General features: G+C 64.0%; 21 protein-coding genes and 1 tRNA gene. 8 read left to right on the forward strand and 14 right to left on the reverse strand.

All coding sequences use genetic code 11. The annotated features are described in order from the left end of the window. Positions 1-5: 5 nt before the first annotated feature. The 5 genes from KY495_RS03360 to KY495_RS03380 all read right to left on the reverse strand — a co-directional run bounded on the left by KY495_RS03360 (position 6) and on the right by KY495_RS03380 (position 3,195). A complete protein-coding gene (locus tag KY495_RS03360; RefSeq protein WP_219882350.1) occupies positions 6-395 on the reverse strand; it encodes a hypothetical protein in 390 nt (129 codons plus the stop codon). Continuing rightward, complete coding sequence (gene obgE, locus KY495_RS03365) at positions 396-1,505, reverse strand: GTPase ObgE (protein WP_219882351.1); 1,110 nt, start codon at positions 1,503-1,505, stop codon at positions 396-398. A gap of 101 nt (positions 1,506-1,606) precedes the next feature. After that, on the reverse strand, positions 1,607-1,888 hold the full coding sequence (rpmA, locus tag KY495_RS03370) for a 50S ribosomal protein L27 (RefSeq protein WP_219882352.1): 282 nt from the start codon (positions 1,886-1,888) through the stop codon (positions 1,607-1,609). A gap of 47 nt (positions 1,889-1,935) precedes the next feature. Further along, positions 1,936-2,247, reverse strand: coding sequence for a 50S ribosomal protein L21 (gene rplU / locus KY495_RS03375; RefSeq protein ID WP_026172134.1), 312 nt, complete (start codon positions 2,245-2,247; stop codon positions 1,936-1,938). 156 nt (positions 2,248-2,403) lie between these two features. Beyond that, positions 2,404-3,195 (reverse strand): ABC transporter substrate-binding protein, encoded by a 792-nt coding sequence (locus tag KY495_RS03380; protein ID WP_219882353.1) that lies wholly within the window; start codon positions 3,193-3,195, stop codon positions 2,404-2,406. 175 nt (positions 3,196-3,370) lie between these two features. On the opposite strand from KY495_RS03380, the gene ispB reads away from it, so the two are divergent. Beyond that, a complete protein-coding gene (ispB, locus tag KY495_RS03385) occupies positions 3,371-4,360 on the forward strand; it encodes an octaprenyl diphosphate synthase (RefSeq protein ID WP_219882354.1) in 990 nt (329 codons plus the stop codon). Between the two features lie 5 nt (positions 4,361-4,365). Here the strand turns inward: ispB and KY495_RS03390 are convergent, their stop codons facing one another. Beyond that, positions 4,366-6,366, reverse strand: a complete 2,001-nt coding sequence (locus KY495_RS03390) for an acyltransferase family protein (protein ID WP_219882355.1) — start codon at positions 6,364-6,366, stop codon at positions 4,366-4,368. Positions 6,367-6,483: 117 nt separating this feature from the next. Here KY495_RS03390 and KY495_RS03395 point away from each other — a divergent pair. Then, positions 6,484-6,560, forward strand: a tRNA-Pro gene (locus KY495_RS03395). A gap of 15 nt (positions 6,561-6,575) precedes the next feature. On the opposite strand, the gene KY495_RS03400 is transcribed toward KY495_RS03395, so the two are convergent. Continuing rightward, a complete protein-coding gene (locus KY495_RS03400) occupies positions 6,576-8,081 on the reverse strand; it encodes an L-lactate permease (RefSeq protein ID WP_219882356.1) in 1,506 nt (501 codons plus the stop codon). A gap of 360 nt (positions 8,082-8,441) precedes the next feature. Here KY495_RS03400 and KY495_RS03405 point away from each other — a divergent pair, with 360 nt between their 5' ends. Continuing rightward, positions 8,442-8,948 carry a DUF805 domain-containing protein gene (locus tag KY495_RS03405; protein ID WP_219882357.1) on the forward strand — a complete coding sequence of 169 codons (507 nt, stop codon included), beginning with the start codon at positions 8,442-8,444 and terminating at the stop codon, positions 8,946-8,948. Between the two features lie 17 nt (positions 8,949-8,965). Here KY495_RS03405 and KY495_RS03410 read toward each other — a convergent pair whose 3' ends face one another. The 4 genes from KY495_RS03410 to KY495_RS03425 are packed head-to-tail and all read right to left on the reverse strand — an operon-like array spanning position 8,966 to position 13,837. Then, positions 8,966-11,248, reverse strand: a complete 2,283-nt coding sequence (locus KY495_RS03410) for a xanthine dehydrogenase family protein molybdopterin-binding subunit (RefSeq protein ID WP_219882358.1) — start codon at positions 11,246-11,248, stop codon at positions 8,966-8,968. After that, on the reverse strand, positions 11,241-12,260 hold the full coding sequence (locus tag KY495_RS03415) for a xanthine dehydrogenase family protein subunit M (protein WP_219882359.1): 1,020 nt from the start codon (positions 12,258-12,260) through the stop codon (positions 11,241-11,243). The genes KY495_RS03410 and KY495_RS03415 overlap by 8 nt, the downstream gene beginning before the upstream one ends. Further along, positions 12,257-12,790, reverse strand: coding sequence for a (2Fe-2S)-binding protein (locus KY495_RS03420; RefSeq protein WP_219882360.1), 534 nt, complete (start codon positions 12,788-12,790; stop codon positions 12,257-12,259). Before KY495_RS03420 ends, KY495_RS03415 begins: the two co-directional genes overlap by 4 nt. Before the next feature lie 18 nt (positions 12,791-12,808). Beyond that, positions 12,809-13,837 (reverse strand): XdhC family protein, encoded by a 1,029-nt coding sequence (locus tag KY495_RS03425; protein ID WP_219882361.1) that lies wholly within the window; start codon positions 13,835-13,837, stop codon positions 12,809-12,811. Between the two features lie 96 nt (positions 13,838-13,933). Between KY495_RS03425 and KY495_RS03430 the strand changes: the two genes are divergently transcribed. Beyond that, the gene (locus tag KY495_RS03430) at positions 13,934-14,560 is read left to right on the forward strand and encodes an NTP transferase domain-containing protein (protein ID WP_219882362.1); all 627 of its coding nucleotides are present in this window, start codon (positions 13,934-13,936) and stop codon (positions 14,558-14,560) included. Positions 14,561-14,657: 97 nt separating this feature from the next. Here KY495_RS03430 and KY495_RS03435 read toward each other — a convergent pair whose 3' ends face one another. Next, positions 14,658-16,394 carry a M4 family metallopeptidase gene (locus KY495_RS03435; RefSeq protein WP_219882363.1) on the reverse strand — a complete coding sequence of 579 codons (1,737 nt, stop codon included), beginning with the start codon at positions 16,392-16,394 and terminating at the stop codon, positions 14,658-14,660. 406 nt (positions 16,395-16,800) lie between these two features. On the opposite strand from KY495_RS03435, the gene KY495_RS03440 reads away from it, so the two are divergent. Both KY495_RS03440 and KY495_RS03445 read left to right on the forward strand, forming a co-directional pair. Next, on the forward strand, positions 16,801-17,061 hold the full coding sequence (locus tag KY495_RS03440; protein ID WP_219882364.1) for a hypothetical protein: 261 nt from the start codon (positions 16,801-16,803) through the stop codon (positions 17,059-17,061). A gap of 350 nt (positions 17,062-17,411) precedes the next feature. Continuing rightward, positions 17,412-19,682 carry a prolyl oligopeptidase family serine peptidase gene (locus KY495_RS03445; RefSeq protein ID WP_219882365.1) on the forward strand — a complete coding sequence of 757 codons (2,271 nt, stop codon included), beginning with the start codon at positions 17,412-17,414 and terminating at the stop codon, positions 19,680-19,682. A 63-nt stretch (positions 19,683-19,745) separates the two neighbouring features. On the opposite strand, the gene KY495_RS03450 is transcribed toward KY495_RS03445, so the two are convergent. Both KY495_RS03450 and KY495_RS03455 read right to left on the reverse strand, forming a co-directional pair. Further along, positions 19,746-20,975 (reverse strand): M20/M25/M40 family metallo-hydrolase, encoded by a 1,230-nt coding sequence (locus KY495_RS03450; RefSeq protein WP_219882366.1) that lies wholly within the window; start codon positions 20,973-20,975, stop codon positions 19,746-19,748. Positions 20,976-20,986: 11 nt separating this feature from the next. Continuing rightward, positions 20,987-22,210, reverse strand: a complete 1,224-nt coding sequence (locus KY495_RS03455) for a urate hydroxylase PuuD (RefSeq protein ID WP_219882367.1) — start codon at positions 22,208-22,210, stop codon at positions 20,987-20,989. A 124-nt stretch (positions 22,211-22,334) separates the two neighbouring features. Between KY495_RS03455 and KY495_RS03460 the strand changes: the two genes are divergently transcribed. Together KY495_RS03460 and KY495_RS03465 are read left to right on the forward strand one after the other, a co-directional pair. Beyond that, positions 22,335-23,273, forward strand: a complete 939-nt coding sequence (locus tag KY495_RS03460) for a LysR substrate-binding domain-containing protein (RefSeq protein WP_219882368.1) — start codon at positions 22,335-22,337, stop codon at positions 23,271-23,273. A gap of 75 nt (positions 23,274-23,348) precedes the next feature. Further along, the gene (locus tag KY495_RS03465) at positions 23,349-25,100 is read left to right on the forward strand and encodes an allantoate amidohydrolase (protein WP_219882369.1); all 1,752 of its coding nucleotides are present in this window, start codon (positions 23,349-23,351) and stop codon (positions 25,098-25,100) included. Positions 25,101-25,113 lie beyond the last annotated feature (13 nt).

A 25,113-nucleotide genomic window follows, 5' to 3' on the forward strand; every position in this document is an offset into this window, starting at 1 on the left:
GGATTTCAGCGCGGGCGCAGGGCGAGCAGCAACACGCCAGCTATGACCTCCAGCCCGCAGACAACTAACAATAAACCCTGGGGCAGGCCGACAGCAAAAGCGGCCACCAATCGGCCGGCCGGCTGCGCCAGGATGAACCATGCTGTGATATCGCCGAGGATTGGCTGGTCGCCGTGCCTTGCCGCCAACAGCGCCAGGGCCGCGGTAGCGAGCCTGACGCCGACATAGATGGCGAAGAACTGGCTGTAGCCGTTCACGCCAACCAGTAGCATACCTAACATTGTCGCAATGCGGTCAGGGTCCAGCAGCGCCACCATGGCCGCCATGGAACTGCCGATCGCGATCACCCGCAGCAGCGCCGCGCGCTGCTCGAGCCGTGGCTGGAGCGCAGCCACTTAATCGATGATCTTGAAGCGCGGATCGTCCGGGTCGATCGACGCGATACCGCGGGCTTCTTCCGTCATTTGCGTCTCTTCGGCGCGGTGCTCGCTGTTGCGCTTGGCCTCGAGGTGCAGGTAGATGGCGTTGACCAGCTCCTGGCAGCCTTCGCGGTTGAGGGCCGAAATTTCAAACACAGGACCCTTCCAGGCCATGCGCTTGATGAAGTCCTTGACGATCTTCTTGCGCTCTCCTTCAGGCACCACGTCGAGCTTGTTGAGCACCAGCCAGCGCGGCTTGTCCAGCAGCGCTTCGTCGTACTTTTCCAGCTCCTTGATCAGGGCCTTGGCTTCCTTGACCGGGTCGACATTGGTCTCGAACGGCGCCAGGTCGACGATGTGCAGCAGCAGGCCGGTACGCTGCAGGTGGCGCAGGAACTGGTGGCCCAGGCCCGCGCCTTCGGACGCGCCTTCGATCAGGCCGGGAATGTCGGCAATGACAAAGCTCTTTTCGTGCGACACGCGCACCACGCCCAGGTTCGGGTGCAAGGTGGTGAACGGATAGTCGGCGATCTTCGGCTTGGCGTTGGACACGGCCGTGATGAAGGTCGATTTGCCGGCATTGGGCATGCCCAGCAGCCCCACGTCGGCCAGCACCTTGAGCTCCAGGCGCAGTTCGCGCCGTTCGCCTTCCTTGCCCTCGGTTTTCTGGCGCGGTGCGCGGTTGGTGGAGGACTTGAAGTGGATATTGCCCCAGCCGCCCTCGCCGCCCTTGGCCAGCAGTTCGCGCTGGCCGTGTTCGGTCAGGTCGGCGATGATTTCGCCATTGTTGTTGTCGATGATGAGCGTACCGACGGGCATGCGCATTTCGATGTCGTCCGCACCCTTGCCGTAGCAATCGGCACCGCGGCCGGGTTCGCCATCCTTGCCCTTGTGGACCTTGGAGTAGCGGAAGTCGACCAGGGTGTTGATGTTGCGGTCGGCCACGGCCCAGATGGAGCCGCCCTTGCCGCCGTCGCCGCCGTCGGGCCCGCCGAACGGGCGGAACTTTTCGCGGCAGAACGAGGCGCAGCCATTGCCGCCATCGCCACCGATGACTTCGATTTTTGCTTCGTCGATAAACTTCATATTTTGTGCCGCCTAAAAACTAAAAAGGCTCTACCTTGGGCAGAGCCTTTCGATGGAAGGCTTGCGCCTTACAAAGGATGCGCCAAGCGCATTATATTACTTTACGCTGCTGCAGCTTCTGCAACTTCGTTAGGGACAACGGTGACGAACTGCTTCGAACCGATGCCCTTGACGACAAACTTGACCTTGCCGTCGACCAGCGCGAACAGGGTGTGGTCCTTGCCGGTACCGACATTGGCGCCTGCGCGCACCGGGGTACCACGCTGGCGAATGATGATGCCGCCGGCGTTGATCGTCTGGCCGCCATACACCTTCACGCCAAGGCGCTTTGACTCTGAATCACGGCCATTTCGCGTTGTGCCGCCGCCTTTTTTGTGTGCCATTTAAATACTCCTTGATGACTTTTACTGATTAACCGGGCAAACAGCAATTAGCCGTTGATCGATACGATTTGGATTTCGGTGAAATTCTGGCGATGGCCCTGATGCTTCTGGTAGTGCTTACGACGACGCATCTTGAAAATCTTCACTTTATCGTGACGACCGTGTGCCACAACAGTTACCAGTACCTTTGCACCTTCGACCAATGGCGCACCAAACTTGATGGTGTCGCCCGCGCCTACTGCGAGAACTTGATCGATGGTGATTTCGGAACCAATGTCTGCCGGTATCTGTTCTACTTTAAGTTTTTCGCCAGCGACAACTTTATACTGTTTGCCACCGGTTTTTATGACCGCGTACATGATATGAAACCTCATCAAATGTTGAAAGATTTCCCTGGGCTGAACCCGGGGAACCGCAAATTATACACGGGATCGATTTTCTGGTCAAAAGAGATGCACAGGGCGGTCAGTTCGTGGTATGTCGACAACTTGCACGGCAAAGCCCCCCAAGCGCCCCTAACTGTCGCCGTAGGGGCCGCCGTACGAGCGCCGGATGCGCTCGATCACCCCTTTCCTGCGCAGGCGCTCGATGGCTGCATCGAGGCGCCGCACATCGCCTGCCGTCATGGTCTGCTTGTTAAGCATCAAGTGGATGGGGGCGTCCACCAGGCCGAAAGGCAGGGCCGCCACCTTGATGCCGCCACTGGCCGCGGCATGGATCACGCTGGCCTGGTCGCCCAGGATCAGCACTGCCCTGCCCGCCGCCAGCATCTTGATGCCATCGGGGAATTCGTTGAACTGGGACAGGCGATTGTCACTCTTGAGCTCGGCCATGTGCGCATGATAATCCTGCCCATACCAGCCGATGCGCGGTGCCAGGACGGTCAGCCGCTCGCGCATGACATCGGAAAAGCTTTTCACATGCATGTAGCGGCTGGCAATGGCGGCAGGGGCAAACAGGCGCACTTTTTCAGTGCGGTAGGGAAGACTGAAGAAGGCGGTGCGGCTGCGCTCCGGGGTGCGCGAGGCGCCCGCCATCATGTCCACCTTGCCGATTTCGAACAGATGGGTATTGCGCATCGGCGGCATGCGGGCCAGTTCGACCAGGGTGCAGCCGGCCTCGCGCACGATGGCCCGGCTGAGCTCCACATCCATGCCCGTGTACCTGCCGCGCTCATCCACATAATTGTAGGGCGCCCACTCGCCGCTGGTAATGGTGATGGGCTTGCTGCATCCTTCATCGGCCCGCGCCATTGTGCATAGCAGCATGGCGGCCATGGCGGCCAGCCCGGCATGCACAGCCAACATTCTTCGCTTCATCAGGTCAGGTCCGGTCATTTGCACAGCATTCACAGAGGTGGCGATAATTTACGCTATGGCATTCAAATAATGCAACGGTTTTGTGCGCGCGTGCTCCCAAACTCGGCAGCGCGACAGGGCATGTCGTATAATCGCCGCACCCAACGTCTATAGCAGGTTCGCCTTGTCCGCCGCCACTTCCACCGCTCCCAAAAATAATATTACCGAAACGATCGCGCCCGACATGGCTGCGGTCAATACGGTCATTCGTGATCGCCTGCATTCCGAAGTGAGCCTGGTCAACCAGATTGCCGACTACATCATCAGCGCCGGTGGCAAGCGCATCCGCCCCGTGCTGGTGCTGCTGGTGGCCAACGCCTACAGCTACAAGGGCACGGCGCACCACGAACTGGCCGCGGTGGTGGAATTCATTCACACCGCCACGTTGCTGCACGATGATGTGGTGGACGAATCCTCGCTGCGGCGCGGGCGCGCCACCGCCAACGCCCTGTTCGGCAATGCGGCATCGGTGCTGGTGGGCGACTTCCTGTATTCGCGCGCCTTCCAGATGATGGTGGGCTTGAACAATATGCGCGTCATGCAGATCCTGTCGGACGCCACCAACGTGATTGCAGAAGGCGAAGTGCTGCAGCTGCTCAATATGCACGATCCGGATGTGAGCCAGGAAAGCTACCTCAAGGTCATCCGCTCCAAGACGGCCAAGCTGTTTGAAGCGGCAGCCGAGCTGGGCGCACTCATTGCCGGCGCCAGCGATGCGCAAGTCAGTGCCGCCGGCGAATACGGCCGGTCGCTGGGCACGGCGTTCCAGCTCATCGATGACGTGCTCGACTACGCCGGCGACGCCAGCGCGATTGGCAAGAACGTGGGCGACGACCTGCGCGAAGGCAAGCCCACCCTGCCCCTGATCTACCTGATGGAACATGGCACGCCCGAGCAGCGCCAGTTGGTGCGCGACTGCATCGAGCAGGGCGACGAGCAGCATTTCGATGCCATTCTGGCCGCCATCACCACCAGCGGCGCACTGGACTACACCCGCCGCGAAGCGGAAGCGGCCGCCCGCCGGGCTGCCGCTGCCGTGGCCGGTCTGCCCGACAGTGCCTTCAAGGACAGCTTGCTGCAGTTGTGCAGCTTCGCCGTGGACCGCAACCACTAGGCATTTCAGCGGGCGCCAAACACCGGCGCAAAGAGCGGCGCCAGCAGCGTGTTGCCATACTCGCTGAGGTGGTTGTCGTCAAAGTACACCGGGCGTGCGCCGAGCGTGCCATAGCAGCGCCCGCCGCGGCACAGGCTGGCCGTGGGGTTGAGCACCTTCACCCCGCAGCGCCGCACTGCGTCATCCTGAGCTTGCCATACCCAGGCATTGCGCGCCCGGTAATCGTCCAGCCCGATCGACACTTCCCCGTCCAGACCCAGGCTCATGCGCCGTGACGCCGAGCGCGGCACGTGGCGCCCCATTTCCGGCACCGGCCGCACCAGATACACCGGCCGTCCGCCGGCGGCGGCCTCGCAGGCAGTGTCGACGATCCGGGCTGCAAACTCGCGTAGCAGTGCCGGCGTGGCGCTTGCCTGGGGCGTGGAAAAATAAGCCACTGGCGCCGGCGCCCGATCGTGGCGCCCATTGGTGCCCAGCGCCGCACCGGCGTAGCGCGAAGCAATCACCAGCGGTACCGATGCCGGGGTCGCCGCAATGCGGCTGCGCACCCAGTCGTTAAAGGCCGTGCATTGATAGGTGGCAGGGAGGCGGGCCAGGTAAGCGGGGTGCATTTTCATGCCCGGCAGATAAGGACAGCCGCTATAGGACAGCAGGGTAACGTCCGCGCCGGCGCGCCGGGCAGCCTCGCTCATGGCACTGACCAGGACCGAGGCATGGCTGTCGCCCACCAGCAAGGCACGGGTGCCTGGTGCGGGCGCGCCGAACCGGCAGGCGGGCGACACGGTGCCGGTGGCCGGATGACAATCGGCGCGGCGCGGATTGACATTGCTGGATTCCGCGGCAGCGAGCTCGACATTGGCCGGGAACCGGCCCGGCACGCCCCCCGCCCGCCACGCATACAGGGCAGGACCTGCAGCGAGCAATATGCCGGCTGTCACGATCATGACTTCGCGCATGCGGGCGCCTCCCAGGATGGTCTTGGCATGCCTTTCCACCGTGATATAGGATAAGTGCCCCAGCAGCAGCGTGGCGAGCATGCCGCCGGCGATTGCCATCGGCATTGTTTCCATCTCGGCATACACCAGGCCGACGCAAATGGGCCAGTGCCACAGATACAGGGAATAGGAGCGATCGCCCAGCCATTGCGCGGCGCGGTTGCTGGTCAGGAACGAGGCACGGTTGGCCAATATCACCAGCATGGCGGCCAGCACCGGCAACAGCGCCAGGTAGCCGGGCCAGGCGGCGTGCTTGTCGAGCACGGCCACTGCCAGGACGATCAGCAGCAGGCCGGCGCGCTCCATCCAGCCCCGCGCCGCCTCGCTCAGGGTGATCCGCTGGCCCAGCAAGAACACCAGGCCCCCGGCCAGCATTTCCCAGGCCCGGGTATGGAGCAGGAAAAACGCGGCGCCTGGATCAGACTTGGTCACGATGATCGACGCGGCCAGCGACACGGCGCAGCCCGCCAGCAATAGCCACAGCTGCACCGTACGGCCCGGCTTGATGCGCCAGGCAGCCCACATCACCACTGGCAAGAGCATGTAAAACTGCCACTCGACCGACAGCGACCAGGTGTGCAGGAGCCACTTTTCCTGGGACGCCGTATCGAAATAGCCCGCTTCCAGGAAATAGGCGAAGTTGCTGAGGAAGCCAAGGCTGTACCCGGCGTGGGCGCCCAGCTGCCGGTAGTCCGGCGGCAGCAGCACGAACCAGCCAAGGGCAACCAGGGCCAGACACAGCACGGCGAGGGCCGGAATGATGCGGCGCGCGCGTGCCATGTAGAAATCGAACAGGGAAAAATTGCCGCGTTCAAGCCCGCGCAGGACAATGCCCGTCATCAGGAAACCGGAAATGACAAAGAACAGGTCCACGCCCACGAATCCGCCCGCAAAGCCCGGCACGCCGAAGTGATACAGGATGACGGCGGCAACCGCCCAGGCACGCAAGCCGTTGATATCGACGCGAAACTGTCTGGCGTCCTTGTGGGCAGCTGGAAAAGGGTGGGACATCGTGACACCGTGGCAAGAAAACCAACATTGTAGGGTTTGTGCGGCACCGCAGCAATGTCAACTCGTCAATACAGAGGGGAAGCTTTTATCGAAAGATGGGTCTAGAATGGATGGACACGGGGTGTGGCTCAGCCTGGTAGAGCGCTGCGTTCGGGACGCAGAGGCCGGAGGTTCGAATCCTCTCACCCCGACCACAGGGCCGCGCTTCCTCACGCAAACAGCAGCAATCCCGCCAGTCCCCCCAGCGCGCAATAGGCAAACGTGACCAATGCCGTCTGGCGCAATATCTCCCCCTCGCGCCCGACCAGATCGACTGTGGCGCTGGCAGCGACGATATTGTGCGGGCAAATGATGTTGCCAACGGCCGCGCCAAATCCCTGCGCCGCCCCCGCGCCCAGCACGGACAGGCCAAGCCGGCGCGCCGTTTCCACCTGGAACTCGGTCAGCAGGATGTTGGACGCCGTTGCCGAGCCGGTCACGAAGGTACCCAGCACACCAATTGCCGGGGCAAACAGCGGCCACATGGTGCCGGCACTGGCGGCAGCGGTGGCGGCCAGCGTATCGATCATGCCGGCATGCACCATTACCCGGGACAGGCCGAGCATTGCCAGCAGGGCCGCGCACACCGGCAACAGGCGCAGGGCGACCGCCGTCATGACCGAGGTCAGCATGGATAAGGGGGTCCGGGTGAGGAGCGCTGACAATAAAAAGCTGGCCAGCAGCATCGTCCCGGGATGATAGAGCACCTGCATGCTCGCGCTAAATGGCGAGAACGACCAGGACAGCACGACAGAGGAGAGCTGGGCCTTGATACTCGGGAGCAAACGCGTGCCGAGCACCAAGGCAATCAACAGCAGGTACGGCGCGCCCGCCCGCAGCAGTGCCTTGCCGCTCCCTGGCGCTTCCGTTTGCGTCGGCGCGCCGCGCACGAGCCGGAGCACACCGGCAAACAGCAATGCGCCCAGCAAGGCGCCACCCAGGGTGGGCAGCTCGGGGCCGACGAAACGCGCCAGCAGATAGTAAGGCAGCAGGAAACAGTTCGCTGCAAAGAGTGCCCATCCCCACAGTGGCGCCGAGCGCACCCCGCCGGGCAGAGCGCGCGCGGCCAGCAGCATCACCGCCAGTGGCATGATCCACCCCAGCAGCACGTGGTAGGACGCGGTCGCGCCGGCCAGTTCCAGGGCGCTGAAGCCGGTTGCAGCGACCTGGGGCAGGACCGGTGTGCCGACGGCGCCGAAGGAAACGCCGACAGCGTGCCCGATCAGCGCAATGCTCACGGCGGCGACACGCCCGAACCCTGCGCTGACCAGGAAGGGGGCGGCCAGCGCCACCGACGTGCCGAACCCGGCAGCACCCTCGATAAACAGCACAAAAAACCACGCGACCAGCAGCGCCATGATGCGCGGGTCGCCCGTGACCCGGCCCAGCGCCTGACGCAGCACATCCATGCCACCGTTACGCGTTTGCAATTCATGGATGCACAGCGCGGGGAAAATAATCCACAGGATGGTGATGGCAATGAGACTTGCCTCGGCCAGCGCGCCGCCGACACTGCCGAACCTGCCCATGTGCGGCATGACGGTAGTGCCAAGTCCGAACTGCCACCACGCGAGCCACACAGCGACAGCCAGACCGGCAAAGCCGGCCCGCGCGGCAGAGGCACGCATGCCGATCATCAGTGCCAGCACAACCAGGATGGGTAGCGAGGCCAGCATGTCAGGCGCCTGCGTGCGCCTGGCGCGTCATCATTCGGGTGCATGCGGCGCGGCCGGCATGAAAACCGTATTCCCTCAGCATACGTTCCTCTCCTTGTTCCCCAACCCGTGCACGGTGCCTGGCCCGATTGTCCCATGTCTCGTGCCACCGTGGTGCAAAGGGAGTCTGCAGGCTGCATCGGCCAAGCGGACCTTCGTGCAGACAGTGAGGCGCCGAAGTTCCCGTGCACCCCGGCGAATTGCGCTGGATTTAGCCGGCAACATGAAAACGTCAATCTCGGACAGTGCGCGTGAAGAACGACAGGACGGCATGCATGTCTTTGACGTAGCATGGCCGCCTCAGTCTCATGGGAGAGTGCAATGACCAATGCCTACGCGGCGCCGCGCGCCAGCTTGTTGCCGGCGGGGCAGGCGCCGGTGCCATCGTTCTGGACATTCAATGGCCGGATCGGCCGCCTGCGCTACCTCGCTTACCTGACCGGCGCGCATACGGCCGTCGCGCTCATCATTGGCATGTTTGGCCTGTACCTGCGCGCGGCCCATCCGGCCAGCGCTTTCTACATGCCCATGATTGAAAGGGGCGCCGGCCTGGCCCTGTCGGTCACGTATTCCTTCCTGTTCGCGCGCCGCCGCCTGCAGGACATGGACGCGCCGTGGGGCTGGTCCCTCCTCACGCTGATTCCGTTTGTCCACATTGTGGCCGGTTTCATCCTGCTGTTTCCACCGGGCAGTGACGGCCCGAACCGCCATGGCCCGCCACCGGCCCCGAACTCGGCGGGCGTCTATCTTGCCGCAGCCACCGCGCCGCTTGTGGCCCTGGCCGGCATGCTCGCTGCCATCCTGATCCCGTATTTCAATCCGTATTAGCAGGCGCTCTCGCCAACTCACTCGCGCATGACCTTGTCGGGCGTCATGGGCAAACTGCGCACCCGACGGCCGACCGCGTGATAAATGGCATTGGCCACCGCCGCCGCCACGCCGATCTGCCCGATCTCGCCCACGCCCTTGGCCCCCAGCTGGCTGACCACCTGGTCATTGGCCTCGGCGAAAATGACGTCGATGTCGTGGATATCGGCGTTCACGCTCACGTGGTAATCGGCCAAATTGTCGTTCATGATTTTGCCGAGCCGGTGGTCGGTCAGGGTTTCTTCATGCAACGCTTGGCTGATCCCCCACACCACCCCGCCAATGATCTGGCTGCGCGCCGCCATGGGGTTGATGATGCGGCCGGCGTCCACCGCGCTGACCACGCGCGTGACGCGCACCGTGCCAAAATCGTCATCCACCCGCACTTCGCAGAATACGGCTGAATGGGTGGCGCGCACGAATTTGCGCTGCTTGAGGGCCGCCGGCAGCAGCATGAATTTTTCTTCGACCTGGTCCAGCCCCGAAAGGCGCACGATGTCGGCCAGCGCCACCGACCGTTGCGGATGCGCGGCCACGCGCAGCTGGCCGCCGCACCATTCCATGTCGGCCAGTCTGGCCTTGCCCAGCGGGGTGCCAGGCAGCTGGCGGGCCAGCGCGAACAGGCGCTTCTTCAGCTTGTTGCATGCGCTTTCCACCGCCGAGCCGACCGTGGAGACATGCGACGAGCCGCCCTCCACCGGGGCCACCGGCAGCGTGGAGTCGCCCAGCTGGAACTGCACCTGCTCCAGCGGCATTCCCATGGTGGCCGCCGCAATCATGGCCATGGCGGTATAGGTGCCGGTACCGATATCGCTGGCCGCGCTGCTCACCACCAGGCGGCCCTCGGCGTCGAGCCTGGCGCTGGCGCGTGCAAACAGCTGCAGCGCATCCCACATGCCGGTCGCCATGCCCCAGCCAACCCACTCGCGGCCCTCGCGCATGGAACGCGGCGCCAGCGGGCGCTTGTCCCAGCCAAAGCGCGCCGCGCCCAGTTCGTAACAGCTGCGCAGCGTCTTGCTCGAGTAAGGCTTGCCGCTGCTCGGGTCAAGCTCCGCGTAGTTTTTCAGGCGCAGTGCCAGCGGGTCCATATTGAGCTGGTACGACAGTTCATCCATGGCCACTTCCAGGGCATGCAGGCCGTGCGCTGCCCCTGGTCCGCGCATGTCCATGGGACTGTGGCGGTCGAGCGGCACCAGCTTGTAATCGAGCTTGATATGATCGCAGGCGTACAGCATGCCGGACCAGTTGACCACCACTTCCACGTGGTCTTCGATGCGCGAGGTTTCGCTGGCCGCTTCGTGCAGGATGGCCTGCAGGGCGCCGTCCGGGTTGGCCGCCAGCCGCACGCGCTGCAGGTTTTCGGCCCGATGGCCGAAGGTGAACATCTGCTGGCGCGTCATCACGACCCGCACCGAGCAGGCATGCTTGAGCGAGGCCATGACCGCCAGCGGCAGGTTGTGCTGCGGGCGCAGGCCCGATCCGAAGGCGCCGCCCACAAAGGGATTGCGTACCGTGACCTTGTCGCGCGCCAGGCCAAATACATGCGAGACATACCAGCGGCTGTTCTGTGAACCCTGGGTCTTGTCGTAAATGGTCAGGTGGCCGTCGCTGGCGCGAATGACAGTGGTGGCAAACAGCTCCATGGGGTTGTGATGTTCGGCCCCGCTGTAGTAGCTGCCATCGACCTTGAACGGTGCCTTCTGAAACATCTCGTCCGGCTTGCCCTTTGGCTTGGGCGGTGGCGCGAAGCCCACCCGCATGCCCCTGGGATTGCGCTGGCGGTGCAGCTGCGACAGCAGGTCGGTTTCATGCGCTTCGGCTGCCACTTCCACCGTCACCAGGGCCGCGCCATGGCGCGCCGCCTCGAAGGTCGACGCCAGGACCAGTGCCACCGGCTGGCCGCTGTAGATGATCTGGTCGTCGTACAAGGGGCGGAAGGGTGAGCCCGGAGGCGCGGTCATGTCCTTGTAAAACAGGTCGAAGCGGCTGATGCGGGGCCGGTTCTCATGCGTCATCACGTCCACCACGCCCGGCACGGCCAGGGCCGCATCCACGCCAAGGTGGCGCAGGCGGCCCTTGGCAACGGGGCTGTTGACAATCACGCCGTACAGCATACCGTCGGCCGGATATTCGGCCGCGTAGCCCGCCTGGCCGGTGACCTTGGCACGGCCATCAATGCGCTGCACAGGGGTGCCGATGGCCACCTCGCCGGTTCCCGCTTCGGCCACCGGCGTGCGCAGCGCTGCAATCAGATCACTCATGCTGTTCTCCCGCGTCGGTGTTGTCGATGGTGCCGTTCAGGGCCTGTTCCAGGGCGCGCACAACGGCGCGGCGCGCCATGCTGAGCTTGAAAGCGTTGTCGCGCTGGGGCACCGCGCCTGCAAGCAGCAGGTCGGCCACCTTTTCAAAGTTGGGCAGGGTGGCCGTCTCGCCAATGAGCGCCAGTTCGGCCGCGCGCATCCTCCACGGCTTGTGGGCCACGCCCCCCAGGGCCACGCGCGCATCGCGCACGATGCCGTCAGCGCCTACGTCCAGGGCCGCCGCCGCCGACACCAGCGCAAAGGCGTACGAGGCGCGGTCGCGGAACTTGAGATACACCGAATTGTTCACGAAGCGCGACGCATCGGGCAGCGCAATGTGCGTGATCAGTTCATCGGCAGCGAGCGTGCTGTCCTGCTCCGGATGGTCGCCAGGCAGGCGATGGAAGTCTTGAAAGGCAATCGCGCGTGCGCCGCGCACCGACCTTACATGCACCACCGCGTCCAGCGCCGCCAGCGCCACGCACATGTCCGAAGGATGGGTGGCGATGCAATGTTCGCTCGCGCCCAGGATGGCGTGATAGCGCGTCAGCCCGCCAATGGCCGCGCAGCCGCTGCCTGGCGAGCGCTTGTTGCAGGCGACAGCGGTATCGTAAAAATAGTGGCAGCGCGTGCGCTGCAGCAGGTTGCCGCCGTTGGTTGCCATGTTGCGGATCTGGGGCGAGGCCCCGGCCAGGATGGCCGCCGTCAGCAGCGGGTAGCGCTCGCGCACCAGAAGGTGGTAGGCCGTATCGGCATTGTGCGCCGTCGCGCCCAGGCGCAGTCCACCAGCGCCATCGTCCTCGATGGCCGCCAGGGGCAGGCCGGCGACATGGGCCAGCGCCGGGGGGCGCATCACACCGGCCTTCATCAGGTCCAGCAGGTTGGTGCCGCCTGCAACGGCCTTGGTGTGTTCATTGAGGGCGCCGGTGGCCGCGTCCACCGAATCGCAGGCTTGCCAGGAAAATGGATTCATGCCGGCACCGTGCCAGGAACGTGTGGGCGGTCGGGATTGTCGTGCCGCTGCGGCAGCTGCATGACCTGTGTCACAGCCTGCACGATCTGCGGATAGGCGCCACAGCGGCAGATATTGCCGCTCATGAGTTCACGTACCTCGGCCGCGCTGGACGCCTGCCCTTCCTTGATCAGGCCCACTGCGGAGCACAGCTGCCCGGGCGTGCAATAGCCGCACTGGAAAGCGTCGCAGGCGATAAAGGCGCGCTGCAGCGGGTGCAGTTCTTCACTCTGGGCCAGGCCCTCCACGGTAACGATCTCGCGGCCCTGGTTCATCAGCGCCAGCGTCAGGCAGGCGTTCACGCGCCGTCCGTCCACCAGCACCGTGCAGGCCCCGCACTGGCCATGATCGCAGCCCTTCTTGGTGCCGGTCAGCGAAAGCTGTTCGCGCAGCAGGTCGAGCAGGCTGACCCAGCTCTCCACTTGCAGTTGCCGGGGCTGGCCATTGACGGTCAGGCTGACCGGATAGGTGGGGCAGGATGGGCTTGTCATGGTCACGGGTCGGGTGTCCTAGGGTTGGGAGCGTACCGGGAGGCGCGCTTTCTGAGGGTTCGGCAGGCTTTCCAGTGCGCCGGTGTGGGTCACCAGCAGCTCGGCGGCCACGCCGTTCTTCACGGCGGTCAGCTCGGCGAGAATCGAGATCGCGATTTCGGCCGGCGTCTTGCTGCCGATGTACAGGCCAATGGGCGCATGCAGGCGCGCTATCTGGGCGTCGGTCAGGTCAAAATATTTCAGGCGCGCGCGGCGCTTGGCGTTGTTGACACGCGAGCCGATGGCGCCCACGTAGAACGCTTCCGAGCGCAGCGCTTCCATGAGCGCCAGATCATCGAGCTTGGGGTCATGGGTGAGCGCCACCACGGCGCTGCGCGCGTCGAGCGCGGCATCGGTGATCACGTCGTCCGGCATGGCGTGCAGCAGGCTGACGCCGGGAACATCCCATTCGGCGCGATACTCTTCGCGCGGATCGCACACCGTGACCGCGTAGTCCATGCCGGTGGCAATCTGCGCCAGAAAGCGCGACAGCGGTCCGGCACCGATGATAAACAGGCGCCAGCGTGGCCCGTGAATGGTAATGAGCGCCTCGCCGGTCCTGGTCTGGACAGCGCCAGGCGCGGCCGCCGACAGCGTGACCTGGCCGCTGCGCAGATCGAGCCGGCGCGCCAGCAATTCGTGCCGGTCCAGTCGCGAGAGCAGTTCGTCCATGGCGCTGGCGGCCGACAGTGGTTCCACCGCCAGCTCGATGGTGCCGCCGCAGGGTAGTCCGAAGCGGTGGGCATCATCGGCGCTGATGCCGAAGGTGAGGATTTCAGGCACGCTGCGCGTGATGCCATGGACGCGTACCCGTTCGATGAGTTCATCTTCAATACAGCCGCCCGATACCGATCCGATCACGCGCCCGTCATCGCGGATGGCCAGCATGGCGCCAATCGGGCGCGGACTCGATCCCCAGGTGCGCACCACCGTCACCAGCTCGCAGCGGTGCCCGGCGCCCAGCCAGCCGTGGGCGGTCCTGATTACGTCGAAGTCGATACTGTCCATGACAGACATCATACAAAAAAAACAAGCAAGCGTGACGGACGTTAGCATTGCGTGTGCGTGTAGACTGGGAATGGCGCGATGACAAAGGAGGGGCAGATGGCGATTACGGGGATTTTGCTGGCTGCCGGCCGTGGGCGGCGCTTCGATGCGACAGGTAAGCAGCACAAGCTCCTGGCGGCCCTGCCGGACGGACAAACCGTGGCCGGGGCCAGTGCACGGGCGCTGCGTTCTGCCCTGCCGCAGGTCATCGCGGTGGTGGCCGAGGACGGCCCGCTGGCCAGGGTGCTCGCGCAGCACGGGTGCGCGGTAACGGTGTGCGCCGACGCCGGCAGCGGCATGGCGGCCTCGCTGACGCACGCCCTGCGCCGTGCCCCTGGCGACGCCAGTGGATGGGTGATCGCCCTGGCCGACATGCCCCATGTGCAGGCGCTCACCGTTGCCCGCCTGGCCGAGGCAGTCGAAGCCGGTGCGGATATCGCCGTGCCGGTGTACCGGGGACAGCGCGGCAACCCAGTCGCCTTCAGTGCCCACCATGCCGCAAGGCTGCTGGACCTGACCGGCGACCAGGGTGCGCGGGCCCTGCTGCGCACCTGGCCCGTGCTGGAAGTGGACACCAATGATCCAGGGATCCTGCGCGATATCGATTATCCGGAGGACCTGGCAGCATCGGCGTTCATTCAGCGTGGAGAAGATGCGGACCACCCCGGGGCGGAACAGTCCTGACAGGCGGCGCCTGAGTACCCCACGCCTGCTCCCAAGCGTCCATCAGCACCGCCCGGGCGGCGCTCCAGTGCCCGGGCCTTGCACGCGCGTGGCCAAGTTATTCAGCCACGTCCAGGCCCACGTTGATGGCCGCATAAGCGCGCTGCACGGCAATGGCCTCGCGGCTGCCCACGCCATATAGTTCCTGCGCTGCTGCCAGGACCTTGCTGCGCGCATCGGCATAGTTGGTCGACGAGGTGAACTTGGTGCTCAGGGCCTTGAACCAGATGCGAAATGCCTTGTCGCTGCCAATGCCCGTCATCGCCAGCGGCGCCTTGGTCAGGTAGCGGCTGTGGTAGTCGCTGCTGGACACGGCGCTGGAGCCTTGCGACAGGAAGTAGAACATGCGGTTATTCGGACCGCTGCTGTAGTGGACATCCAGACGCTTGAGCGAGCGGCTCCAGGCGTCGGCGCTGCGGCCATCCTTGCTCGGCTTGTACATGTAGCGCAGCGGGATGCCGTCCCTGGCGATCTCCTTGCCGGTCATCCAGTCGTTGCCAGTGCTGGGGATGATGGTGCCGGTACCGCCGGCGCGCGCATAGGCCTCGGTGACTTCGCCGCCAATATCCGAATGCGACTCATTGAGGCCGCCCGATTCGCCGCGGTAGGCCAGGTTGGACGTGGCCGCAGTGACACCGTGCGACATTTCGTGGCCGATCACGTCGATCGAACCGAGGTCGGTGAAATAGGTGCCGCCATCGCCGATGAACATGCACTTGCAGCCGTCGCTGTAGTACGCATTATCGTAGGCAGTGTTGACGTGGACGGCGATGTAGGTGGCAGTATTCTGGCCATCCAGCGACTGCCAGCCGAGCGTGTTCTTGTACATGTCGTAGGTATTCATCAAGCCCCACATGGCATTGACGGCAGCGGTCTGCCCGTTGGCGTTGGTGGTGCTGCTGCCGGCGATGTACTGCTTGCCATCACCCCACGTATTGGTGGCATTGGTGTACACGGCACCGGCCGACGAGGTGTGATTGGCGTTGGTGATGGCCATGCCGCCGTACAGGCCGCGGGCCCCGCGCGAGGGGTCGATCATCGAATAGGTCGAGCCGGACAGGGTGGTGTTGAGCGGCACGCTGCCGTTGTACTGGCTAAGTCCCGTGCCTGCGACGGTCTGCAGCGCGTCCCACTGCTCGATCACGGCGCCGGTCCTGGCGTTGACGATGGTGTCGCGGAAGACGCGCTGCTGACCCTTTTGCGTACGCGTCTTGACCAGGTACGCCAGCACGTACCGGTCCACCACTTCCTCCACATCGAGGGCATTGAGTTCGCTCTCGGCCTTGCGTGCCGCCGAAGGCAGGCGCACATCCTTCATGATCGGGTAGACCAGCAGTTCGGCGCTGGGCGGATCGATCGCAGTACCATTCGGGGCGCTGGCAGAGGCCAGCGCAATGGCCTTGCCACTGCTGATGGCAGGAGTGACATCGAGGTCGCCCTGGCGGCCAAGCCCGGCGCGGCGGTCGGAGGCGGACTCGCTGACGATCTTGCCACGCGCTCCCGTCACCACCACAGATTCGGAGCCGTACACGCGCACACCCTTGTAGGTGTGGTTGAAGCGGGCAATGCTGGTGCCGGCTTCCCCGGGATGGCGCGACGCCATGGCAAAGCCATGATGGCTGCTCAGAGCGTTGCGCGCGCGCTGCGACATGAGTGTGCTGATGACGGATGCATTTTCGGCAGCGGACTGCGACACCGGTCCACCCATCAGCGGCGCCGCAGCATGTGCGGATGGAGCAGCCAGCAGTGGCAAGGCGGCCATTGACGCGGCCAGCAAGGACGTTTGCAATTTCATGTGATCTCCAGGAAGAGTGCTGCTGTGGATGGGCGCCGGTACTGCAGGCGTTGCGTCGCGGTGCGCAAAAGTCAGGCTAGCTCTGCCATGGGAAGGGGTCAACCATCCACTGCAAATGAGACACGTCCGGCATTGTTGACTTAAATTGCTAAATTTTTGACAAGGACAATCGGTTCAGGTAGCCGCTCAGGCGGCGGCAAGCCTACATTCGGCCGGGGCGTGGCACTTTTTTCATGGAAATTTTGATTACTATCGGGAAATCGCATATCCCTTATTTTTGCCGGTGATGGGCACTGGAAAGATATTCACCTGGCTTATGCGAGGCATCACAAATCAAAATTTTCTTTATGGGCGAATCACTTCTATACTTCACTTCATCAACAAATGTATAGACAGGGAAATGCAAATGACTACCGCCACTTACCACTCGACTTCGTCACTGCGTAGCTACCTGCGCGATGTCGGCGTGGCAGCGCGCAACCTGGCCCGCGCGTTGTTTGCTGCGCAGGAACGCCAGTTTGTGCCGCAGGACGCGGTCGTCAAGCCTGCCGTGTCGGAGCGCGCCCGTGCCCGCAACCACATGCGCCTGATTCGTATGGCCAATGACTACCAGGACATGCAGCCAAGCCTGGCAGCTGAACTGCGCCAACTCGCTTCGCGGGGCTGAGCATGGAATTTGTTGCATATCTGCCTGGCGCGATCACGGCCGGCTGGATGGCTTACCGCCTGGTCGACCTGGTGCGCAATGGCGCCAGGCCTGCCCGCGACGAGCCGAACGCCTGAAGGGCTCCATCCAAAGCCTGTCACAACATCGGCCACGCGCCGATGTTGTTGTATTTACCGCCCGTTAATATTCTTTTCCTTCACTGTTTCGGCTGTCACTGCCTGCGCTAGAATGCGCTCTTGCAACAGCAGGCCAACCACCGAGACAACATGCGATTCCTTGCCCTTCCCTTTCTTTCCGCCTTGTGGCTTACCCCTGCCGCGGCTGTTACCCCCATTACCCTTGACCAGGCCATGGCTCACCCGGACTGGATCGGCACGCCGGTCGAATCGGCCTGGTGGAGCTGGGACGGCAAGCAGATTTTCTATAAACAGAAGCGCACGCAGTCGCAGCTGCGCGACATCTACCAGGCCGTGCCAGGCCAGCCGCGTCTGGTCGCCGACACGGAGCTGGGCCGGCTCGATAGCGAACGCGTGGTCTACAACCGCGACCGAACCCGCAGCGTCATGTTGCGCAATGGCGACCTGTTCGAGCGCGACCTCAAGACAGGTGAGCTGGTCCAGATCACGCGCGGCAGCACCGGCCTGGCCGCGCCCCAGTATTCCGCCGATGGCCGCAGCGTGCAATTTCGCGTCAATCATGAGTGGCTCAGCTGGAACCGCGCCGACCGCCTGATTTCGCCCGTGGCCCAGGTGCGCGCCACCAAGGACCCCGCGGCCGCGCCAGACGACGACGCCCTGCGCGAGATGCAATTGCGCCTGATCTCCACCCTCAAGCGCCAGAAGGAAGAGCGCGACGCCACGCGCGACCGGGCCGAGGAAGAACGCCGCGCCGATCCCACCCGCGCCCCCGCTCCCATCTACCTGGGCGACAAGCTCACCATCGATGCCAGCGCCCTGTCGCCCGACGGGCGCTTTTTGATCCTGGTGACCAGTCCCGTGACCGCCGAGAAAGGCCGCATCGGCAAGCTGCCGCGCTACGTGACCGAATCGGGCTATGAAGAGTTTGAAGACCAGCGCCCGCGCGTGGGCCGCAACATGCCGCAAGGGCAGACGCTCAAGCTGATCAACCTCGCCACGCGCAAGGTCACCGACCTGGCATACGACAGCCTGCCCGGCATCAGCACCGATCCGCTGGCCGCGCTGCGCCAGGCGCAGAAGCTGCCCCCGCAAAAAGGCCAGCGCGTGCTGCGCATCGATGACGAAACCGGATCGCTCCAATGGAACGCCAGCGGCACCGGCCTCGCCGTCCTGCTGCGCGCGGTGGACAACAAGGACCGCTGGATTGCCACGGTCGACCTTGACGCGGCCACGCTCAAGCCGGTCCACCGCGCCACCGACCCGGCCTGGATCAATTCGAGCAACAACGAATTCGGCTGGCTGCCAGATAACAGCACCTTGTGGTATCTGTCCGAGGAAAGCGGCTACTCGCACCTGTACACGCGCGGTGCCGATGGCCGCGCACGGCCACTGACCCGGGGCAAATGGGAAGCTACCAACATCACCTGGACCGGCGACGGCAGCAGTGCCTACATGCTGTGCAATCCCGACAACCCGGGAACCTACGAAGTGTGCGCCGTGAGCACCCGCGACGCGGCACTGCGCAAGGTCACTGCCCTGCAGGGTGTGGAGCAGTTTGCCCTGTCGCCGGACGAGAAGCGCCTGCTGGTGCATTACTCGTCAAGCTACATGCCGACCCAGTTGGCCACGGTGAGCACTGCCGGCGGCGCGGCCACCATGCTGACCGACACCCGCACAGCAGAATTCAAACAGCGCCAGTGGATCGAGCCGCAGTTTGTGGCCGTTCCCTCGACCCACGGTGCCGGCGTCGTCTGGGCCAAGCTGTATCGCCCCGCCGTGCTGGAGCCGGGCAGGAAGTACCCGATCGTGATGTTCGTCCATGGCGCCGGCTATTTGCAGAACGTGAGCAAGCGCTATCCCGTGTACTTCCGCGAGCAGATGTTCCACAACCTGCTGGTGGAGAAAGGCTACATCGTGCTGGACATGGACTACCGCGCATCCAAGGGCTACGGGCGTGACTGGCGCACGGCCATCTACCGCCAGATGGGATTCCCGGAGCTGGAAGACTATGTCGATGGCGTGAACTGGATGGCCGCCAATCACCAGGGCGACCTGAAAAACGTCGGCGTGTACGGCGGCAGCTACGGTGGCTTCATGACCTTCATGGCGCTCATGCGCAAGCCCGAGATGTTCAAGGCCGGTGCCGCCCTGCGTCCTGTTACCGACTGGACCACCTATAACCACGAGTACACGGCCAACATCCTCAACACGCCGGACCTGGACCCGGAAGCCTACCGCAAGTCCTCGCCCATCGAATACGCGGACAAGCTGCAGGGGCATCTCCTGATCTCGCACGGCATGGTGGACGATAACGTGTTCTATCAGGACTCGGTGCGTCTCGCCCAGCGCCTGATCGAGCTGAAAAAGGATCACTGGGAACTGGCCAGCTACCCGCTGGAGAAGCATTCCTTCGTGCAGCCTGAGAGCTGGTACGACCAGTACCGCCGCATCTACCAGCTGTTCGAGCGCACGCTCAAGCCATAAAAAAAAACGTCGTCCGGTGTCTTCGCTGGACGACGTTCTTGCCGGCGGCGCCTGGCGCGCGGATTACCCCTCCAGCAGATCGAGCAGTGTCAGGGCCACCACCTTGGTCGCCTTGCGCAGGTCATCGAGCGCCAGCCGCTCGTCCGCCTTTTTCGCATTCGACTCCGGCACCGTGCGCGGTCCGGCGCCATACAGCACGGCCGGAATGCCATGTTCGCCATACAGGCGCGCATCGGCATACAGCGGCGTGCCCTGCGCGGTGATTTCTTCGCCCATGATCTCGCGGCCGTTCTTTTGCAGGCTGGCCACCAGCTTGTCCGAACCCGGCAGCGGGCGCAGTGCGTGCGACAGCAGCAGGCGCCGGATCTCAAGGCGAATGCCGGGCAGCCCGCTCACCGCGTCTTCGATCAGCTTGCGCACCTGCGCTTCCACCTGCACCGGGTCTTCATCGGGAATCATGCGGCGGTCCATCTTCATGACCACCCTGCCAGGCACCACGTTCGTATTGGTGCCGCCGTCGATGCGGCCAACGAGCATGGTGGGAGAATCAATACCGGCCACGCTGGACTTGATCTTCTTCAGTTCCGGCAGCTGGCCGTAAATCGCGTTGAGGATTTTGGTGGCTGCCTGCAGCGCATCGTGGCCCGTTTCCGGCATGGCGCCGTGACCCGACTTGCCATGCACCGTAATCTCCAGCTGCAGGCAGGCGTTGTGCGCCGTGACGATGTTGTAGCTAAAGCCCGCGGCGATCACCAGGTCCGGCTTGGTCAGCTTCTGTTCGAGCAGCCAGCCGGGACCCAGCAGGCCGCCGAATTCCTCATCGTACGTGAAGTGCAGTTCCAGACCTCCCTTGAGCGTCACGCCCAGCGCCTCGAGCGCACGCACCGCAAAAATATAGGTGGAAAAATCGCACTTGGACACCGCTGCGGCGCGGCCGTAGATATAGCCGTCTTCGATTTCGCCGCCATACGGAGCATGGGTCCAGCCTTCGCCTGGCGGCACCACGTCGCCGTGGGCATTGAGCGCGATCGTGGGGCCGCCCTCTGCATAGGGGCGACGGATGATGAGATTGGTGATGCTCTGCATGCCATAGTCGCGTACCGCCTGTTCGGGTACCGCGTGCTGTTCGGCGGTCCAGCCAAAGGCCTCCACCATCTGCGCCACCTGCTGCGCGTGCGGCGCATTATTGCCCGGCGGGGTATCGGTGGGCGTCTGGATCACGCGCTGCAGGAACGCGACCTGCTCGTCAAAGTGCGCATCAATCCAGGCAGTCAATCGTTCACGGTTGTGCATGTCAATCCTTGTTACTGTTGTTTGGCGCCGGCTTCAAACCAGGCGCCTACCTGGGCGCGTTCGGCGTCGGTCATGTTGGTCATGTTCGCCAGCGGCATGGCCTTGAGCTGGACGGTCTGCTGATAGATTTTTGCGGCATTCTGGGCGATGGACGCCCCATCATGCAGCATCACCCCGGCCGGTGCGCTGGCAAAGCCGGGCTGCGTGGGCTTGTCGGCGTGGCAGCTGGCGCAGCGCTGGGTCATGATGGACTGGATCTTTGCAAACTCCGCCTCCGGGTTGGCCACTGCCACCGCAGCCACCGGCGCTTTTGGCGCCAGCACAATGGCCAGGCCAAGCAGCAGTGCCACACCGGCGACGGGATAGCGCCACTCCACGCGGCCCTTGTGGCGCAGGTTGAAGAAGTGGCGGATCAACACGCCGGCGGCCATGATCACGGCCAGCACCGCCCACGCGTGCTCGTGGCGGTACGTCATCGCGTAGTGATTGCTGATCATGATGAACAGTACCGGCAGCGTGAAGTAGTTGTTGTGCACACTGCGCTGCTTGGCCTTCTGACCGTGAACCGGATCGGGCACCTGGCCGGCGCTCATGGCGGCCACCATCTTGCGCTGTCCAGGAATAATCAGCATCAGCACATTGGCCACCATCATGGTACCGATCATGGCGCCCACGTGAATGTAGGCCGCGCGCCCGCTCAGGTATTTATTGAGCACATAGGCGCTCGCGGTCAGGAACAGGAAGATCACGATGCCGAACGCCAGGTCATGCTTGCCCAGTTTGGAGCGGCACAGCAGATCGTACACGGTCCACCCCACCACCAGGCTGCCGATGCCAATGCCCACTGCCTGCAAGGTGGACAGGTCAGCGACTGCCTTGTCGACCATCATGGCCTGGGCGTTGAAGTAGTAGACGATGGTGAGCAGCGCGAATCCCGACAGCCAGGTGGAATACGCCTCCCATTTGAACCAGTGCAGTTCCCCGGGCAGCTCCGGCGGCGCATTGAGGTACTTTTGCGGGTTGTAGAAGCCGCCGCCGTGCACGGCCCACAGCTCGCCCGACACGCCCTTCCTTGCCAGCTCGGAGCCCGGCGCCGGCGGACGGATGGTGTTGTCGAGCCAGACAAAGTAGAACGAGGCGCCAATCCAGGCGATACCGGTGATCACGTGCAGCCAGCGCACGATGAGGTTGAGCCATTCCAGTCCGTAGGGGACCAGGTATCCAAACACTTCCATGGGGTTCCTTGTTGCGCGAGCAGCGAAAATAGGGATGCGATTTTATGCAAGATAGCGTGATTCCACTCCTGCAACATGAAAAATCGCGTATATTCGACATACTTCGTTTCATATACCCCACAGTATGGCCAGCATCCCCCAACACCTCGACCTGCACCTGATCCGCATCCTGTACCTGCTGCTGGTGGAAAAGAACGTGTCGCGCGTGGCGCTCAAGCTCAACCAGCCCCAGCCGTCGATATCGGCGTCCCTGCGCAAGCTGCGCGAACTGACGGGCGACCCATTGCTGGTGCGCGGCGCGCGCGGCATGGTGCCGACCCAGCATGGCGAAAGCCTGCTCAAGCCGGCCAAGCGCATCCTTGACGAGACTGAAAGCCTGTTTGTCAAGAAGTCGCCCTTCATGCCGCAGGAAGAAGCGCGCACCTTCCACATCGCCGCGCCCGACTACCTGGACAGCCAGTTCCTGCCCAATGTCGTGGCGGCGCTGCGCCGTGGCTCGCCCAACAGCCGGGTGGTGATCCACAGCCTGGGGCCGGGCGTTGACTATATCCGCATGCTCTCGGACGGCGACATGGACCTGGTCATCGCCAACTGGGACGAGCCGCCCGCCCACCTGCACATTTCCAAGCTGTTTGAAGACCCCATCATCTGCGCCATGCGCGCCGACGCCCCGTATGCCAAGCGCACCGATGCCCAGGCCATGACCATGGACGACTATCTGAGCCTGCCGCACGTGGCCCCATCGCAGATGCTGCCCGGGTACCACGGCGTGATCGATGCCTACCTGGAGCGCCAGGGCCTGCAGCGCAAGGTGGCGGTGGAATCGGCCTACTTTGGCCTGATTCCCTACATGCTCACCCAGACCGACCTGGTGCTCACGACCGGCCGCCAGTTCATCCGGTTCTATGAAAAATCGCTGCCCCTGAAGATCTTCACGGTGCCGGTCAAGTTCCCGCCCATGCGCTTTTACCAGCTGTGGCACGAACGCGTGCACCAGGCGCCGGAACACAAGTGGCTGCGCGACCAGGTCAGCGCTGCGGCCAAGGCACTGATACAGCGATAACAGATATCAGTGGCGCCATATGAACAGACGCGCAGGTGGCGCTATCATCCACAGCTTGCATGATCGGATACCTCCATGACCACTCTTTCGGATTTGAACAGCGCTGACACAGCGGCCTTTGTCGACACCCTGCGCGGGATTTACGAGCACTCGCCCTGGATTCCCGAGCGCGCCGCGGCGCAGCGGCCGTTCGCCAGTGTCACCGCGCTCAAGTTCGCACTGCAGACAGTGGTCGACCAGGCCAGCATGGAGGAACAGCTCGGCCTGATCCGCGCCCACCCGGAACTGGCCGGCAAGGCGGCCATCGCCGGCGAGCTCACGCAGGAATCTACCCAGGAACAGGCCAAGTCCGGCCTGAACCTGTGCAGCGCCGAAGAATACGCGGTACTGCACAAGCTAAACAGCGACTACAACACCAAATTCGGCTTCCCGTTCATCCTCGCGGTCAAGGGGCCCGATGGCAAGGGACTCACGCGCCAGGGCATCATCGATACCTTTTCGCGCCGCTTCAGGCACCATCCTCAGGCCGAGATGGCCGAGTGCCTGCGCCAGATCCATCGCATTGCCGAACTACGCCTGAACGACCTGCTCCAGGTCACCCATGATTTCGGTCCCCTGGTCATGGAATGGGCCGACATCATCGGCGCCTGGAGCGAAGCTGACGACGGCCTCACCTGCTCGTACATGACGCAGGTCCACCAGCGCACAGCCGGCCAGCTGGCGGCGTGGATGCGCGAGGCCGGCATGGAAGTCCAGATTGACGCGGTGGGCAATGTCTGCGGCCGCTACGAGGCTGCCGACCCGGCCGCCAAGACGCTGATGACCGGCTCCCACTACGATACTGTCAGGGACGCCGGCAAGTACGACGGTCGGCTCGGCATCCTGCTGCCGATTGCCATCGTGCGCCACCTGCACACGCGCGGCGAACGGCTGCCCTTCCACCTGGAGGCGATCGGCTTTGCGGAAGAAGAAGGCGTGCGGTTCAGGAGCACCTTCCTGGGCAGTAACGCAATCACAGGCCGCTTCGACATGGCGCTTCTTGAGCGCGCCGACGCCATCGGCATCACCATGCGCGAGGCGCTCAAGGCAGCTGGCCACAGGGTCGCCGCAATCGCCGACATCGCGCGCCGGCCCGAGGACATTGCCGCCTTCGTCGAGATCCACATCGAACAGGGTCCGGTGCTGCTCGAGCGCGGCCTGGCTGCCGGCGTCGTGACCGCCATTGCCGGCAGCTCGCGCTACCTGGTCGAACTGACCGGCCTGGCCGGCCACGCCGGCACCACCCCCATGGCCATGCGCCAGGACGCCGCCGCGGCGGCCGCCGACATCGTCCTGCTGGTCGAGCAGCGCTGCGCACAAGTGCCGTCGCTGGTGGGCACGGTCGGGCAGCTGGAGGTGCCCAACGGCTCGGTCAACGTCATCCCCGGTCACTGCCGGCTCTCGCTGGACATCCGCTCCGGCGACGACAGCGTGCGCCTGGCTGCGGTACGCGATATCCTGGGCGGCATCAGTGCCATTTGCGCGCGCCGGCATGTTGACGTCGTGTTGGAACAAATTGTCTCGGCTTCGGCGGCACCGTGCGCCCCGTGGCTCATGGACCAGCTGGGCGCGGCGGTAAGCCGTCGTGGCCTGCCCCGCTTCGACCTCGCATCCGGCGCCGGGCACGACGCCATGGCCATGGCCGCACTGACCGACATCGCCATGCTGTTCGTCCGCTGCGGTAACGGTGGCATCAGCCATCACCGGCTTGAAACCATTAGTCTTGACGACGCCGAAACGGCGGGTCACATCATGCTCGACTTCCTGCGCTCTTTCGTGCCCTCCTAGGCTTCCTGCCCGC

Source organism: Massilia sp. PAMC28688, assembly GCF_019443445.1.
GTDB lineage: Bacteria > Pseudomonadota > Gammaproteobacteria > Burkholderiales > Burkholderiaceae_D > Telluria_A.

Coding starts and splice junctions, on each gene's coding strand:
- obgE (WP_219882351.1), bottom strand. CDS start 1,505: ATGAAGTTTATCGACGAAGCAAAAATCGAAGTCATCGGTGGCGATGGC.
- rpmA (WP_219882352.1), bottom strand. CDS start 1,888: ATGGCACACAAAAAAGGCGGCGGCACAACGCGAAATGGCCGTGATTCA.
- rplU (WP_026172134.1), bottom strand. CDS start 2,247: ATGTACGCGGTCATAAAAACCGGTGGCAAACAGTATAAAGTTGTCGCT.
- KY495_RS03380 (WP_219882353.1), bottom strand. CDS start 3,195: ATGTTGGCTGTGCATGCCGGGCTGGCCGCCATGGCCGCCATGCTGCTA.
- KY495_RS03390 (WP_219882355.1), bottom strand. CDS start 6,366: ATGTCCCACCCTTTTCCAGCTGCCCACAAGGACGCCAGACAGTTTCGC.
- KY495_RS03400 (WP_219882356.1), bottom strand. CDS start 8,081: ATGCTGGCCTCGCTACCCATCCTGGTTGTGCTGGCACTGATGATCGGC.
- KY495_RS03405 (WP_219882357.1), top strand. CDS start 8,442: ATGACCAATGCCTACGCGGCGCCGCGCGCCAGCTTGTTGCCGGCGGGG.
- KY495_RS03410 (WP_219882358.1), bottom strand. CDS start 11,248: ATGAGTGATCTGATTGCAGCGCTGCGCACGCCGGTGGCCGAAGCGGGA.
- KY495_RS03415 (WP_219882359.1), bottom strand. CDS start 12,260: ATGAATCCATTTTCCTGGCAAGCCTGCGATTCGGTGGACGCGGCCACC.
- KY495_RS03420 (WP_219882360.1), bottom strand. CDS start 12,790: ATGACAAGCCCATCCTGCCCCACCTATCCGGTCAGCCTGACCGTCAAT.
- KY495_RS03425 (WP_219882361.1), bottom strand. CDS start 13,837: ATGGACAGTATCGACTTCGACGTAATCAGGACCGCCCACGGCTGGCTG.
- KY495_RS03430 (WP_219882362.1), top strand. CDS start 13,934: ATGGCGATTACGGGGATTTTGCTGGCTGCCGGCCGTGGGCGGCGCTTC.
- KY495_RS03435 (WP_219882363.1), bottom strand. CDS start 16,394: ATGAAATTGCAAACGTCCTTGCTGGCCGCGTCAATGGCCGCCTTGCCA.
- KY495_RS03440 (WP_219882364.1), top strand. CDS start 16,801: ATGACTACCGCCACTTACCACTCGACTTCGTCACTGCGTAGCTACCTG.
- KY495_RS03445 (WP_219882365.1), top strand. CDS start 17,412: ATGGCTCACCCGGACTGGATCGGCACGCCGGTCGAATCGGCCTGGTGG.
- KY495_RS03450 (WP_219882366.1), bottom strand. CDS start 20,975: ATGCACAACCGTGAACGATTGACTGCCTGGATTGATGCGCACTTTGAC.
- KY495_RS03455 (WP_219882367.1), bottom strand. CDS start 22,210: ATGGAAGTGTTTGGATACCTGGTCCCCTACGGACTGGAATGGCTCAAC.
- KY495_RS03460 (WP_219882368.1), top strand. CDS start 22,335: ATGGCCAGCATCCCCCAACACCTCGACCTGCACCTGATCCGCATCCTG.
- KY495_RS03465 (WP_219882369.1), top strand. CDS start 23,349: ATGACCACTCTTTCGGATTTGAACAGCGCTGACACAGCGGCCTTTGTC.